This window comes from Arthrobacter sp. 05T410 (genome assembly GCF_056396505.1).
In genome coordinates, this window is sequence record NZ_JBFTLP010000028.1 from 33,711 (window position 1) to 46,671 (window position 12,961).

A 12,961-nucleotide genomic window follows, 5' to 3' on the forward strand; every position below is an offset into this window, starting at 1 on the left:
GACTAGTCCGTGCTGGTCCGGGACTTCGCGGGAAGGGCCTGCGCGGGCGGGGCTGGCAGGAGCGCGGGCGCGTAGCAGGCCACAGCGGCCACCCCGCTGACCGTGGCAACAGTCATCGTCGCGATGTCCATGCCCACTTCCCCCGTCCCAACACATCACCGGTTCCGATTATCCGGCGAGCCCATCCTTGCAAAGCCCGGGATTCGTGTCCAGTTCGCATTCCGCACCCGGCGGCTGGGCCTTGAGTAGTGCAACGAGGGGCGCATCGATGCTCCGGTGCACTTCAAAGGGCAATTGAGACAATTACGTTACTCAAACCTTTCTTAATTCTACAAAGGATAGGCTAGCCTTACTTAGGTTTGCATCACTTACCTAAGGAGTTCCGTGGCTTCCGCCCTTTTCACCCGTTCAGGCGGCCGCCCCGCCGGCCGCCGCCTCCGCAAGAGCGCAGGGCGGGCCGCAGCCCTCCTGGCCGCCGTCGCGCTGACCCTGACCGCCTGCTCTACCGGACCTGCCGGCTCGGCGGCGGCGGACGCTCCCTCCCAGCCGGCCAGCACCGTCTTCCCGGTGACCATCAAGCACGTCTTCGGCGAGACCACCATCAAGGAACAGCCCAAGCGCGTAGTCACCGTTTCCTGGGTCAACGACGACGTCGCGATCGCCCTCGGCGTGGTTCCCGTGGGCGTGCCTAAGAACGAATGGGGCGGTAACGACAAGGGCTCCACACCGTGGAAGGACGCCGCACTGGAAGAGCTCGGCGCCGGGTTCGGTTCCGCGAAGGCTCCCGTCCAGTTCTCCGAGGGTGACGGCATCAACTTCACCGAGATCGCCAAGCTGAACCCTGACGTCATCCTCGGCGCCTACTCCGGCCTAACGGAGGAGGACTACAAGAAGCTCAGCGAGATCGCCCCCGTCGTGGCGCACCCGGAGCTGGCCTACGGCACGCCGTGGCAGGACTCCACCGCCATCATCGGCAAGGCCCTTGGCAAGGAAGTCGAAGCCGCCAAGCTGGTCTCCGACACCGAGGCCACGATCAAGGACAAGGTCTCCAAGTACCCCCAGATCGCCGGCAAGTCCTTCATCTACGGCAACCTGGAACCGGACAAGAGCGACGGCGTCAACGTCTACACCGCCAACGACAACCGTCCCCGCTTCCTCAACGAAATCGGCATGAAGCTCGCATCCGTTGTCGAGGACAACTCCAAGGGCTCCAAGGAATTCTTCATCCCGTGGTCCGCCGAAAAGGCCAACGAACTCACCTCGGACATCTTCGTGACCTGGGTGCCGGATGCCGCCACCACCGACTCCATCAAGGCTGACCCGCTGCTGGGCCAGATCCCGGCCGTCAAGACCGGCGCGCTGGTTGCCGACTCGAACAACACGCTGACCCTGTCCATCTCCGCTTCCTCGCCGCTGAGCCTGCCGTGGTCCCTGGACACGTTCCTGCCGCAGCTGGCCGGCGCCGCGGACAAAGTCGCCGCCGCAGCGAAGTAACACGCTTCCATGACAATCAGTACGGCGACGGCGCCCGCCGGCAGTGTGCCCGGCGCACCTGTCGCCCCCGCCGGGAGGAAAGCCGCCGCCAAGCAGGCCGCCTGGCTGCTGGCCGCCGTCGTCGTCCTTGTCTTGGTCTGCGCGGCGTCCCTGGCTGTGGGTGCCCGCGGAGTCCCGCTCGGCACCGTCTGGCAGGCCCTGACGCAGTACGATCCCGCTGACGGCGACCACGCCGTCATCCACGCCCGCATCCCCCGCACCGTGCTGGGCCTGCTCGCCGGCGGCGCCCTCGGACTGGCCGGCGCGGCCATGCAGGGGGTGGCCCGCAACCCGCTCGCCGACCCGGGGATCATCGGTGTCAACGCCGGCTCGGCCCTCGCCGTCGTCACCGGGATCTACGTCTTCGGCGTCTCGTCCCTGACCGGCTACATCTGGTTCGCGTTCATCGGCTCCGCGGCAGCCGCCGTCGTCGTCTACCTGATCGCGTCACTTGGCACGGAAGGCGCGACGCCGGTCAAACTGGCACTGGCCGGCGCGGCCCTGAGCGCGGGGCTGTATTCGCTGATGAACGTCGTCCTGGTCTCCAGCCAGGACACCCTGGACCGGTTCCGCTTCTGGCAGGTCGGCGGGATCGCCGGCCGGGACTGGTCGGCGGTGCTGCCCGGGCTGCCGTTCCTGGCCGCCGGGGCGCTGATTGTGCTGTTCACCGGACGGATCCTTAACAGCCTGGCCCTCGGGGATGACATCGCCCGCGGCCTGGGCCAGCGCGTCGGACTGGTCCGCGCCGTCACCGCGCTGGGCATTGTGCTGCTCTGCGGCTCGGCCACGGCGCTGGCCGGGCCGATCGGATTCGTCGGCCTGGTGGTTCCGCACGCCGTCCGCTTCCTGACCGGCCCGGACTACCGCTGGATCCTGCCGTTCTCGCTGGTCCTGGCACCGGTGCTGCTCCTGCTGTCGGACGTGGCGGGCCGTGTCATTCTGTTGCCCGGCGAAGTCCCGGCGGGCATCATGACGGCGCTGGTGGGTGCGCCTGTCTTTGTGTGGCTGGTCCGCCGCGGGAAGGGGGCAGCGCTGTGAGCAAGGCAGACCTCGCCAACGTCAGGCGCGAGCTGGGGGAGAACGCACCCGCGGAGCGCGAACTGGCCGATCCCGCCGGCCCGGTCCGCGCCAATGTGGGGCCGCTGCGCAGTGCGCTGATGGTCCGTGTGCTGATGGGCCGTGTGTTGATGAGCCGGACGGCCCTGCTGGCCTTCGCCGTCATTGTGCTCTTCGCCGTCAGCATCCTGCTGGGCAGCTACACCGTCACCGTCCCGGACTTCGTCAGGATCCTCACGGCGCACCTCACCGGTGGCGAAAGGATCCCCGGCGCCAGCTTCATCGTGATGGAAACCAAGCTGCCGCGGGCAGTCATCGGCACCATGATCGGCATTGCCTTCGGGCTCTCGGGCGCCCTGTTCCAGACGATGCTGCGCAATCCACTGGCCAGTCCCGACGTGATCGGCATCAGCTACGGGGCCAGCGCGGCCGCCGTCACCGCCATCGTCGTTTTCGGAGCCTCCGGAGCGGCGGTGTCCGGCGCGGCACTGTGCGGGGCCATGGCGGTAGCCGTCCTGATTTACACAATCTCGCGGAGCGGTTCCCCCGGATCAGGCGGCGGCAATCACGCCAACGCAGCCGGAAGCCGGCTCATCCTGGCCGGCATCGGCATCGCCGCGGCACTGAACGCCGTGGTCAACTTCCTCATGACGCGGGCCGATATCCGCACCGCGGCCGAGGCCCTGATCTGGCTGAACGGATCCCTGAATTCCGCCAGCTGGGACCGTGCCGGAGTGCTGGCCCTGGCGCTTCTGGTCCTGGTGCCCGCCGCCGCCCTCCTCGCCGGCCCGCTGCGGATCCTGGAACTCGGAGACGACGCCGCCGCCGGGCTCGGCATCCGGGTGGGCATCACCCGGCTGGGCGTGGTGGCCGTTGCCGTCGCCCTCGCCGCCGTCGCCACTGCAGCCGCCGGGCCCGTGGCCTTCGTCGCCTTCCTGGCCGGCCCCATCGCGCGCCGCTTCACGGGCAAGGCCAGTCTTCCGGCCGGCGCGTTCGTCGGCGCCCTGATTGTCCTGGCCGCCGACTACTTCGCCGCCAACATCGCCCCCCTGCTGCTGGACGGCACCGTCCTTCCCGTCGGTGTGGTCACCGGCGCGCTGGGAGCACCGTTCCTGCTGTGGCTCCTGGTCACGGCCAACCGAAAGGACGCCTGACATGGCAGTTCTCAACGCCAAGGACCTGACGCTGCAGTACGACCAGCGCCGGGTGGTGGAAGGCCTCACGGCGGAGATTCCCGAGGGGAAGGTGACAATGATCGTGGGCGCCAACGCCTGCGGCAAATCCACGCTCCTCCGCGGCCTGTCCAGGCTGCTGAAGCCGGCCGGCGGCACCGTGACCCTGGACGGCAAGGACATCCATTCCCGCCCGGCCAAGGAACTCGCCCGCATCCTCGCCCTGCTCCCGCAGCACCCCACCGCCCCCGACGGCATTCTGGTCCGGGATCTCGTGGGCCGCGGACGCTACCCGCACCAGGGGTTCTTCCGCAGCTGGAGCGCGGGTGACGATCTCGCTGTGCACCGTGCGCTGGAAGTCACCGAAACCCTGGAGCTCGCCGAACGCAACGTCGAGGAACTCTCGGGCGGGCAGCGTCAGCGCGTCTGGATCGCGATGGCGCTGGCCCAGGAAACCGACGTTCTGCTGCTCGACGAGCCAACCACCTACCTGGATCTGGCCCACCAGGTGGAGGTCCTGGACCTGATCACGGACCTGAACCGGCGCCGCGGCACCACCGTGGCAATCGTCCTGCACGACCTGAACCTGGCGGCCCGGTATGCGGACCATGTCATCGCCATGAAAGGCGGCAGGATCGTGGCCGAGGGCACCTCTACCGACGTCGTCACCGAGGACTTGGTCCGACACGTCTTCGGCCTGGACTCGCGGGTGCTGCCCGACCCCATTTCCGGCACGCCACTGATCATCCCGCTCGGCCGGCACCACGCCGAGTTCCCAAAAGCAGAAACAGCAACCCTGGAGTTGGTCCCATGAGGGCAGTTAACAGCAGTGCAACAGCCGGCAGTGCAACGGGCGGCACTGCAGCAGGCAGCAGCCAGTCGCGGATACGCCGTACTCCCTCTGGGGTAAGCAACCAGCCGCCCAGCCAACCAATGACCCTGGCGTTCGACGTGACGGTCGCCGCGGTGCAGGAGCTCAGCCCCAACTTCCGCCGGGTCACCTTCGGCGGGTACTCCCTGCGTGGCTTCGGCGTCCACGGCGAAACCCTGGACCTGCGCGTGAAGCTGATGATCCCGTCCCTTGCCGAGGACAGCACCCAGCTGCCGCTGCCGGTGTTCCACATGGAGCAGTCCGGCTGGTACCAGGAATGGCTGGCCATGGATCCCGCGATCCGTGGCTCCATGCGCACCTACACGGTGCGGCAGGAACGCCTCGACTCCGTGTATCCGGAGATCGACGTCGACTTTGTCATGCACTTCGACGCCGCCGGAAACGGCGGACCCGCCGCGAACTGGGCGCTGAACGCCAGGCCCGGCGACGCCCTCACCCTCATTGGACCCAACAACCGGGCCGCGCACTGTGTCACGGCGGAGACCTACTCCGGCATCGAATGGCGGCCGGGCCTGGCCCAGCGCGTACTGCTTGCCGGTGACGAGACCGCTGTCCCGGCCATCAGCGCCATCCTGGAAAGCCTCCCGTCGTACATCAGCGGACATGCGTTTCTTGAGGTCCCCGAGCCCGGCGACTTCCTGGATCTGAGGTCCGACGCCGACGTCGAAATCACCTGGCTGGCACGCGGCGCCTCGATCGGCCGCTCACGTCCGCATGGCGAACTCCTGCAGGAAGCCGTCCGCGCCGCTGTTCCCGAACCCGGCTGGGTCGGCCTCCGGCCGCCCTCTGATTCTGCGGCCGGCGGCGGGGCAGGGCCCGAACCCGATGACGTGAACGTGGACCAGGACATCCTCTGGGAGACCCCCGCCCGGATGGACGCCGCGATGATCGGAGCCGGCAAGAACCCGGATAAGCCCGCCGGGGCACTGCCGTTCTACGCCTGGATCGCCGGCGAAGCGGGCACCGTCAAGGAGTTGCGGCGGTACTTGGTGCGGGACGTGGGGATTGACCGGAAACAGGTCGCGTTCATGGGGTACTGGCGGCAGGGGAAAGCTGAGCTGTAACCGACGCTCCCGCAGGTCCTGCGGTTCTTGCCCTGACGCTCCCGCAGGTCCTTCCGGGCTTACGCCCGCCACCGCTGCTTTGCCGTCGCTCGCGGTGTGCAGGTTGCTGTGCGGCTTCGCCCGCAATCGCTGCTTTGCCGTCGCTTAGACACCTCCTGCGGCCGCGGGCGGCCTTAGTCGGCGATGCGCTCCTTTGCAAAGCGGCGATTGCGGTCTTGGGGGTGGGTTACCTTCAGTGCGGCCCGGGTGACATTAAGGACACTCGCCGGTTGCGGTTGCGGTTGCGGTTGCGGCTCGCTCGGCCGGTCATCTTGGGTTAACTCTCCCTTTCCCTGGCCGCTTTTTGCGGGGGTTAGTTTGGACGGATGGGTTCAGTTCCTTTGCTTCCGGATCGGGGTGGGCGGCGGGTCTTTGTTGCCTTGGGGGATTCCTTCACCGAGGGCGTGGGGGACTACGATCCCCGCTTCCCCAACGGCGTGCGGGGCTGGGCAGACCGGGTTGCGGAGAGGCTGGCCAAGGCGCAGCCGGGGTGGGAGTACGCCAATCTGGCCATCCGCAGCAAACGGCTGCGTCACATCGCCGGCGAACAGCTCGGTCCCGCCGTGGCCATGGAGCCGACCCTCGTCACGCTCTACGCGGGCGGCAACGACATCCTGGATTTCGGCACGGACATCGGGGCCCTCATGCGGGACTACGAGTCCCTGGTGGCTGCGCTCGCCGGCACGGGGGCAACGCTGGTGCTCTTCACCGGCTTCGACGTCAAGGTCTCGGCGCTGCTGGAGCCGCTGAAGAAACGCAACGCCTTCTATAACCGGCGCGTCCGCGAGATCGCCGGCCGCTACGGCGCGGTGCTGGTGGACTACTGGTGCTTCGACGCCTTCCATGACCCGCGGATGTGGGATTCGGACCGGCTGCATATGTCCAAGGCAGGCCACAAATACCTCGCCTCACAGGTCCTGGACCACCTCGGCGTGCCGCACAAGATCAAACCCAGGGATTGGGAACCGCCCGTGAAGCCGGGCCTGCGGGAGTGGGAACGCCGGCAGCGCCGCTGGGTCCGCGACTGGGTATTGCCGTTGTTCGGGCGGAAGCTCCGCGGCGTTACCCTCGGCGATCAGCTCCGGCCGCGCTGGCCCGAACCCGTGCGGGTCCCGCGCAAGGGCGGCCTGAAGAAACTGCTGTACGACCAGCGCGCCAGCGGCCAGTCCGGCGCCGGGTAGCCGCCGGGACTCAGCTGTCCAGCAGGTTTTCGTAGCCCGGAGCCACCCTGTTGGCGTGGAACTCCATGACCTCGAATTCAGCCACACCGTTGACGTAGAACGGGTCCTTGGCCAGGGCGGCGTCAAGGCTGGCCCGGTCCGCGTTCGAGAGCAACAGACCGCCGGTGCGGGGGATTTTGCGCCCCGCGACCATGAAGACGCCGTCGTCGAAGGCTGCCTGCAGCCACGTCACGTGCGCCGGAAGATGGAACTCCACAATGTCCTCGGGGACTTTGTATGTCAGGGAGACTACGTACATGCGGCCAGCCTACCGGTAGCTGGCCACGGACAGGCGGGAAGTTTTCCGGAATTGCCCCCGCTGAAGTTGAATCGTCAAGCTTCCAGTCTCCTAGAATGTAGCCATGACAGAACCCCGCTGGCTCAACGCCGACGAACGACGGGCCTGGCTGGCCCAGCTCAGCATCAACACCATGCTGCCGGCCGCCCTGGACACCCAGCTCCACGCCGCGGGCAAGCTTTCCCTGTTCGACTACAACGTGCTGGCGATGCTTTCCGAGGCCGAAGGGCGCTTCCTGCCCATGAGTGAGCTCGCCGCGCGCACCAGCGCCTCCCTGTCCCGGCTCTCGCATGTGGTCACCAAGCTGCAGAACCGCGGCTGGCTGGAGCGCAGGCCGCACCCGGGCGACGCCCGCGTGACCACGGCCCACCTGACCGATGCCGGAATGCAGACGATTGTGAAACTCGCCCCGGGGCATGTCGAGGCGGTCCGCTCACTGTTCCTCGACGCCCTGAGCCCCGAGGACGTCGCGGACCTGGCCCGGATCGGCGAAAAGATCGTGGCCCGACTCGACGACGACCACTGGATCCTGCGCGACATCTAAGCGCGACAGCCGAAGGCGCCGCAGTCCGACGTCGGGCATCACCGTCTTTGTTGCTCACGGCAACTGCTGGCAGACTGGATCCATGGATTTCACGTCCCGCTATGTAGCCCTTGGAGACTCCTTTACGGAAGGCGTCGGCGACGACGACCCTACCCGGCCCAACGGTGTCCGGGGCTGGGCGGACCGGGTGGCAGAGGGGCTTGGCGCCGCCGATCCCGGCTTCGGGTACGCGAATCTTGCCATCCGCGGACGGAAACTCCGCCAGATCCTGGCCGAACAGGTCGATGCCGCCGTCGCCCTCAATCCCACCCTGGTCAGCATCTACGCTGGCGCCAACGACATCCTCCGGCCCAAGGTCGACATCGATGACCTGCTGGCCGAATACGATGCCGGAATCCGCAAGCTCACGGCCACGGGCGCCACCGTGGTGATGTTCACCGGCTTCGATGCGCGGGGTTCCAAGATTTTCGGCACCATGCGCGGCCGTACGGCCATCTACAACGAACTGGTTCGCGGCATCGCCGGGGACCACGGGGCCCTGCTGGTCGACTACTGGCGTTTCAGCGAGTACTACGACTGGGGCATGTGGGCCACGGACCGGATGCACATGTCTGCCGCCGGCCACGCGAACATGGCCAAGCGCGTCCTCACGGTGCTGGCACACGAGCACTCGATTGACGTCCCGCCCATGACGCCGGTTCCCGAGCTGAGCCGGGTGGACGCCCTCCGCGCGAATGCCCGGTGGGTCCGCGAATTCGCCGGCCCGTGGGTTGTCCGGCGCGTCACCGGCAAGTCGTCCGGCGACGGCCTGGAGCCGAAGTACGGCCAGCTGACCCACCTCTAGAACGGCACCTTAGGCGCGGAACCCCGGCGTCGCGAGCAGTTCCCCGTTTCGGCGGACGGCGAGGACATCGATCTCCCAACCGTCCGTGGCCCGGTGCAGCATCGCGGTCCCGCCGGCCACGATCGCCGTCGCGAGCACATCGGCGGTGACAATGTCTGCCGCGGCCACGGAGACCTGGGCGAACCCGGCGCCGGAGGAGCCCGCGGTCCGACTTCCGGCTCCTGCTGCCCAGATATGGTCACCCCGCTCCGCTGAGCCCGACGTCGCAAGGGCGCACCGGGGGCCAGGTCCGCCCAGCTCGCAGGCGGCAAGCAGCGCCGAGCGATCCAGCGGGTCAACGACGCCGGCCGCCCACGCGGTTCCGCTGCCCGGCACGGGCGAGCCCATCACCAACACGTCGCCGCCGGCATTCAGGCACCAGTCGGTGATCCCGCGGCTCCGCAACGCCTCACCGGCCTGCCCGATCGCGTAGCCCTTGATAAGCCCCGAAAGGTCCAGCACACCGTCGGGCCGCTCCGGGGAGAACGCGCCCTCCGTCCTGAGCCGCCAGCCGAGCGCCTCCGCGTAGCGGTCCCGCATCGCGGCGGATGAGTCCCGCAGGGAAAGCTCGCCGCGCGCCAGCCGGCTCGCCTCCGAATCGGGGCGGTACAGGCTGAAGGTTTCGTCCAACCCGGCAAAGACGCGCTCGACGGCGGCGCTTGCGGCGTAGAGCCCGCCCTCCCCGCCCGCAGTTTCCGGGACGGCGGCCGCTGGAACGGTCAGGCTGATGACTGTGCCCATCGAGCCAAACGTCCTGGCCCGCAGGGCAGAGCCGCCCAGCTCAGAGGTTGGCTGCATCAAGGGCCGCCTGCAGGGAGTTCAAGTACGCCTCGGAAGTCACCGTGGCACCACTGATGGTCTGCACATCCGCGGACTGGGATTGGAGCACTTCGGCGCGCAGGAGCGGGGCGGCCCGGTTGCTGATCTGCACGGACTTTCGTTCAGCATCGGTCAGCTGCAGCGCCGTGACGTCGGTGATCTTTCCGGCTTGAACCGTGATTTGCACCTGCACGGAGCCGAACCGGGTCTGGACGACCGAGCCAGGGTACGTCCCTACGGCCTTGGCCGAGGCCCCTGAGGTGCCCGCACCCGACGCGCCGGACGTTCCGCTTGAGCCGGACGAACCCGTGGACCCGGACGTTCCGCTTGAGCCAGACGAACCCGTGGACCCGGTGGTCCCGGCGGCCGCGCTTGCGACGGAGCTGCCGGTATCGGCTACATGGACGCCGGACTGCCAGCCGGCGATGAGGATGCCGGCGGAGGCCAGGGCGGCTGAAACTGCTGCGCGGGTTCTCACCAGTCGAACCTTTCGTAGTGGATTTGGTCTTCCCGGACGCCGGCTGCGCGGGCGTCTTCAAGCACGTTGTCTGCCCAGGCGGAGGGGCCGCAGACGTACACGTCGGCGTCGGCGATCTTCGGGTCATAACTGGCAAGCCGGTGGCCGGCACGGGCGGCGTGCTCCGGAAGCCAGGTCTGGATGCCGGCCGGGCGGGAGCCGGTCAAGTGGAAGAGCGTGGCGCCGCGGCGCCGGCAGAGATCGAGGATCTCCTCGCCCAGGTAGAGCTCGGATTCGCTGTGGCCGCGGAGGATGACAGTGGCGTTGCCGGGCTGGAATGGCGTGCTCTCCAGCAGGGCTCGAACCGGCGTGATGCCAATTCCGGCTCCCACCATGACCACATGGGTGCGGCTCCGCGCGGACGTGCTGAACAGCCCGTACGGGCCCTCCACTGCCACTTTGGTGCCGGGCTTCAGCGACGCCAGCTGGGATGACCCCTTGCCCAGGTTGCGGACAGTGATCCTCAGCGTGCCCTGGCCGGCGGCGTCGAAGTGGACAGGTTCGGCGGACAGGCTGAACGGATGCGGATGCCACCACAGGCCCGGAGCCAGGAACCGCCAGATAAAGAACCGGCCGCCACTGCCCGCCAGCTCGTCCAGTCGAAGGCCGGACATTTCAATGCTGACCACTCCGGGGGCCACCCGCACCACACGCTTGACGGTCAACTGGTGCCTGAATGTTGCCACCACAGGCTGGACCACCCGGTAGTAGAGGAGTGCGGCGCCGGTCGCGATGCAGAGGGCCAGCCAGTACCAGCGCTGCCAGGTTCCCTCGGCAAAGAGAGCGCCCACGCTGAATTGGTGGGGGAGAGAGGTCAGGACGGCCGCGTACGTCAGGAGGTGGACGGCGTACCAGAATTCGTAAGGGAACCGACGTCGGACGGCTACCAGGGAGGTGACGACGACGGCGATGAACAGGAGCATGGAAATGTAGGCCAGCCACATGTCAGGCACAAGGACCCAGAGGGCAACCGACTCGCTGACGGGGTCCAGCCCTTCCGCCATGCCGTAGCCGATCGCAATGAGGACTCCGTGGGCCAGCAGCAGGTACAGGGCCGGTTTGCCCAGCTTGCGGTGAAACTCAAGGGCGCGGTCGTGGCCGACTGTCTGGTCGATGAGTGGGATTCGGGCCGCCAGCAGCAGCATGAGAAGCACCAGGTCCATGCCGGCGAGGCCGGCTACAATCCCCAGCGCGGTGAAGGAACCGGCTGGAGTCGAGAAGCCGGCCATTCCGCCGTCGGCCAGCCACAAGGCGACCGCGCCGGCCAGCGACGTCCAGAAAAGGACCGTCAGCAGATCCGCTCTTAGCAACCGCCGGCGGTACTGCGCCCTGAAGGGGTTCACAGCGCCGCCGGAGCTGCGGCGAATCCCGGGACGGTTCGTCAGAAGTTGTGTGTTCATGGATCCAGAATTGCCCCCCTGCCTATCATTTCGCTGTGAAAAGCCTTCGTCGGGCATATGACCTGGGAGGGCACCGGCCCGACGCCTGCACTGGCTGTGGGGCACTGCCCCATACACCATTCAGCGCCGGATTGGTCTTTAAATCGCCGAACTCGTAGACTTGGTAGGCGCTAGGTGGCGCGGAGCGTGCGCAATTGCTCCGGTTGGCAGGACCCGTCTGAAAAATCGACGGTCCTGGAGGCCGGTAGTTAGGGGCTCAAGTTGCGCGCATTCCTGTATTCGCCCAGCATCCCGGCACTTCGCAATGACGGTCCAACAGATCGCCGGCGCCAGGTGCCCGTGGCCCACAATCTTCGCCGCAGTGAGGAAGCAGACGGTTTGTGCCGTCTGAATCCCGCGGACAACGACGGTTGGGGGATGGAGCCGGATGCGGACGCCGCCCAACGCGCGGTCAACGGGAACTCCGTTAGCCGTTTCATTTATTTTTTGAGGAGAGTCGTCATGGCAGCACACTGCCAGGTGACCGGAGCCGAGCCGGGCTTTGGACACAGCATTTCGCACTCGCACCGTCGCAACAAGCGCCGGTTCGACCCGAACATCCAGAAGAAGCGCTACTGGGTTCCGTCCCTGCGCCGTAATGTCACGCTGCAGGTTTCTGCTCGTGGCATCAAGACCATCGACGTACGCGGCATTGACGTAGTCGTCGCCGCCATCCTGGCACGAGGAGTGAAGCTCTAATGGCAAAGGATAAGGACGTACGTCCGATCATCAAGCTGAAGTCGACCGCAGGCACGGGCTACACCTACGTGACGCGCAAGAACCGTCGTAACGACCCGGACCGTCTGGTCCTGAAGAAGTACGACCCCAAAATCCGCCAGCACGTCGAATTCCGAGAGGAGCGCTAAACACATGGCTAAGAAGTCAATGATCGCTAAGAACGAACAGCGTAAAGTCATCGTCGAGCGTTACGCTGCAAAGCGCCTCGAACTGAAGAAGGCTCTGGTTGATCCCAACTCAACCGACGAAGTACGCGAAGCTGCTCGCCTCGGCCTGCAGAAGCTGCCCCGCAACGCCTCGCCGGTACGTCTGCGTAACCGCGACATCATCGATGGCCGTCCGCGCGGTACCTTCCAGAAGTTCGGCATCTCCCGTGTTCGCTTCCGCGACATGGCTCACCGCGGTGAGCTCCCGGGCATCACGAAGTCTTCCTGGTAATTCAGCACTCCAGAAGCCAGTGGCTTGAAGAAGGGCCGGCAACCATTTGGTTGCCGGCCCTTCTCGCGTTTTAAGGACTTGGCGGCTTCACGCCCCCCACTGTTCCCTTCGGCCGTGACGCACCACACACTGCTGGCTTACGACGCCGGCGGGCCTGGTTGGGTGGTTTTGGGTTGTGGTGGCGGGGTTTTTGGGTGGTGGGGTGGGTGTGGGGGGTGGAGTTGCGGTGGGGGCGTGGTGGGTGTATTGTTTTCTAAGTCGCCGCGAGGGAGACCAGCGGAAATGCTGGGAACCGGAGGCGGCCAATCC

The 12,961-nt window shown here is 67.0% G+C and carries 16 protein-coding genes; 11 read left to right on the top strand and 5 right to left on the bottom strand.

The features are described from left to right. Window positions 1–2 precede the first annotated feature (2 nt). Entirely contained in the window at window positions 3–131 is a 129-nt protein-coding gene (locus AC1DFR_RS20605) for a hypothetical protein (protein ID WP_476851701.1), read from the bottom strand. A 253-nt stretch (window positions 132–384) separates the two neighbouring features. Between AC1DFR_RS20605 and AC1DFR_RS20610 the strand changes: the two genes are divergently transcribed. The 6 genes from AC1DFR_RS20610 (at window position 385) to AC1DFR_RS20635 (ending at window position 6,937) form a co-directional block, all read left to right on the top strand. Next, window positions 385–1,494, top strand: coding sequence for an iron-siderophore ABC transporter substrate-binding protein (locus tag AC1DFR_RS20610; protein ID WP_476874343.1), 1,110 nt, complete (start codon window positions 385–387; stop codon window positions 1,492–1,494). 9 nt (window positions 1,495–1,503) lie between these two features. Then, window positions 1,504–2,571 carry a FecCD family ABC transporter permease gene (locus AC1DFR_RS20615; RefSeq protein ID WP_476874344.1) on the top strand — a complete coding sequence of 356 codons (1,068 nt, stop codon included), beginning with the start codon at window positions 1,504–1,506 and terminating at the stop codon, window positions 2,569–2,571. Between the two features lie 134 nt (window positions 2,572–2,705). After that, window positions 2,706–3,743 (top strand): FecCD family ABC transporter permease, encoded by a 1,038-nt coding sequence (locus AC1DFR_RS20620; protein WP_476874348.1) that lies wholly within the window; start codon window positions 2,706–2,708, stop codon window positions 3,741–3,743. A 1-nt stretch (window position 3,744) separates the two neighbouring features. Continuing rightward, entirely contained in the window at window positions 3,745–4,575 is an 831-nt protein-coding gene (locus tag AC1DFR_RS20625) for an ABC transporter ATP-binding protein (protein ID WP_476874345.1), read from the top strand. 119 nt (window positions 4,576–4,694) lie between these two features. Next, the gene (locus tag AC1DFR_RS20630) at window positions 4,695–5,717 is read left to right on the top strand and encodes a siderophore-interacting protein (RefSeq protein WP_476874346.1); all 1,023 of its coding nucleotides are present in this window, start codon (window positions 4,695–4,697) and stop codon (window positions 5,715–5,717) included. A gap of 365 nt (window positions 5,718–6,082) precedes the next feature. Further along, window positions 6,083–6,937: an SGNH/GDSL hydrolase family protein gene (locus AC1DFR_RS20635; RefSeq protein WP_476872324.1), complete on the top strand. Its 855-nt coding sequence runs from the start codon at window positions 6,083–6,085 to the stop codon at window positions 6,935–6,937. A gap of 10 nt (window positions 6,938–6,947) precedes the next feature. Here AC1DFR_RS20635 and AC1DFR_RS20640 read toward each other — a convergent pair whose 3' ends face one another. Then, entirely contained in the window at window positions 6,948–7,235 is a 288-nt protein-coding gene (locus AC1DFR_RS20640; protein ID WP_018776102.1) for a YciI family protein, read from the bottom strand. 103 nt (window positions 7,236–7,338) lie between these two features. Between AC1DFR_RS20640 and AC1DFR_RS20645 the strand changes: the two genes are divergently transcribed. Next, on the top strand, window positions 7,339–7,818 hold the full coding sequence (locus AC1DFR_RS20645; protein ID WP_223915074.1) for a MarR family winged helix-turn-helix transcriptional regulator: 480 nt from the start codon (window positions 7,339–7,341) through the stop codon (window positions 7,816–7,818). An 82-nt stretch (window positions 7,819–7,900) separates the two neighbouring features. Then, a complete protein-coding gene (locus tag AC1DFR_RS20650) occupies window positions 7,901–8,662 on the top strand; it encodes an SGNH/GDSL hydrolase family protein (RefSeq protein WP_476851695.1) in 762 nt (253 codons plus the stop codon). A gap of 9 nt (window positions 8,663–8,671) precedes the next feature. Here the strand turns inward: AC1DFR_RS20650 and AC1DFR_RS20655 are convergent, their stop codons facing one another. Genes AC1DFR_RS20655 through AC1DFR_RS20665 form a run of 3 tightly spaced genes read right to left on the bottom strand, consistent with a single transcriptional unit; the run spans window position 8,672 to window position 11,437 of the window. Further along, window positions 8,672–9,442: an FAD:protein FMN transferase gene (locus tag AC1DFR_RS20655; RefSeq protein WP_476874349.1), complete on the bottom strand. Its 771-nt coding sequence runs from the start codon at window positions 9,440–9,442 to the stop codon at window positions 8,672–8,674. A gap of 40 nt (window positions 9,443–9,482) precedes the next feature. Next, complete coding sequence (locus tag AC1DFR_RS20660; protein ID WP_476851694.1) at window positions 9,483–9,998, bottom strand: FMN-binding protein; 516 nt, start codon at window positions 9,996–9,998, stop codon at window positions 9,483–9,485. Next, the gene (locus tag AC1DFR_RS20665) at window positions 9,995–11,437 is read right to left on the bottom strand and encodes a ferredoxin reductase family protein (protein WP_476874347.1); all 1,443 of its coding nucleotides are present in this window, start codon (window positions 11,435–11,437) and stop codon (window positions 9,995–9,997) included. The genes AC1DFR_RS20660 and AC1DFR_RS20665 overlap by 4 nt, the downstream gene beginning before the upstream one ends. Before the next feature lie 501 nt (window positions 11,438–11,938). On the opposite strand from AC1DFR_RS20665, the gene rpmB reads away from it, so the two are divergent. Genes rpmB through rpsN form a run of 3 tightly spaced genes read left to right on the top strand, consistent with a single transcriptional unit; the run spans window position 11,939 to window position 12,652 of the window. After that, a complete protein-coding gene (rpmB, locus tag AC1DFR_RS20670) occupies window positions 11,939–12,175 on the top strand; it encodes a 50S ribosomal protein L28 (RefSeq protein ID WP_011693744.1) in 237 nt (78 codons plus the stop codon). Next, window positions 12,175–12,342, top strand: coding sequence for a 50S ribosomal protein L33 (gene rpmG, locus AC1DFR_RS20675; protein ID WP_003798558.1), 168 nt, complete (start codon window positions 12,175–12,177; stop codon window positions 12,340–12,342). The genes rpmB and rpmG overlap by 1 nt, the downstream gene beginning before the upstream one ends. Before the next feature lie 4 nt (window positions 12,343–12,346). Further along, window positions 12,347–12,652: a 30S ribosomal protein S14 gene (gene rpsN, locus AC1DFR_RS20680; protein ID WP_026266887.1), complete on the top strand. Its 306-nt coding sequence runs from the start codon at window positions 12,347–12,349 to the stop codon at window positions 12,650–12,652. Window positions 12,653–12,961 lie beyond the last annotated feature (309 nt).

Bases quoted from the DNA above. Each gene is read 5' to 3' on its own strand.
- AC1DFR_RS20605 (WP_476851701.1), bottom strand. From the start codon at position 131: ATGGACATCGCGACGATGACTGTTGCCACGGTCAGCGGGGTGGCCGCT.
- AC1DFR_RS20615 (WP_476874344.1), top strand. From the start codon at position 1,504: ATGACAATCAGTACGGCGACGGCGCCCGCCGGCAGTGTGCCCGGCGCA.
- AC1DFR_RS20620 (WP_476874348.1), top strand. From the start codon at position 2,706: ATGGGCCGTGTGTTGATGAGCCGGACGGCCCTGCTGGCCTTCGCCGTC.
- AC1DFR_RS20625 (WP_476874345.1), top strand. From the start codon at position 3,745: ATGGCAGTTCTCAACGCCAAGGACCTGACGCTGCAGTACGACCAGCGC.
- AC1DFR_RS20630 (WP_476874346.1), top strand. From the start codon at position 4,695: ATGACCCTGGCGTTCGACGTGACGGTCGCCGCGGTGCAGGAGCTCAGC.
- AC1DFR_RS20635 (WP_476872324.1), top strand. From the start codon at position 6,083: ATGGGTTCAGTTCCTTTGCTTCCGGATCGGGGTGGGCGGCGGGTCTTT.
- AC1DFR_RS20640 (WP_018776102.1), bottom strand. From the start codon at position 7,235: ATGTACGTAGTCTCCCTGACATACAAAGTCCCCGAGGACATTGTGGAG.
- AC1DFR_RS20645 (WP_223915074.1), top strand. From the start codon at position 7,339: ATGACAGAACCCCGCTGGCTCAACGCCGACGAACGACGGGCCTGGCTG.
- AC1DFR_RS20650 (WP_476851695.1), top strand. From the start codon at position 7,901: ATGGATTTCACGTCCCGCTATGTAGCCCTTGGAGACTCCTTTACGGAA.
- AC1DFR_RS20655 (WP_476874349.1), bottom strand. From the start codon at position 9,442: ATGGGCACAGTCATCAGCCTGACCGTTCCAGCGGCCGCCGTCCCGGAA.
- AC1DFR_RS20665 (WP_476874347.1), bottom strand. From the start codon at position 11,437: ATGAACACACAACTTCTGACGAACCGTCCCGGGATTCGCCGCAGCTCC.
- rpmB (WP_011693744.1), top strand. From the start codon at position 11,939: ATGGCAGCACACTGCCAGGTGACCGGAGCCGAGCCGGGCTTTGGACAC.
- rpmG (WP_003798558.1), top strand. From the start codon at position 12,175: ATGGCAAAGGATAAGGACGTACGTCCGATCATCAAGCTGAAGTCGACC.
- rpsN (WP_026266887.1), top strand. From the start codon at position 12,347: ATGGCTAAGAAGTCAATGATCGCTAAGAACGAACAGCGTAAAGTCATC.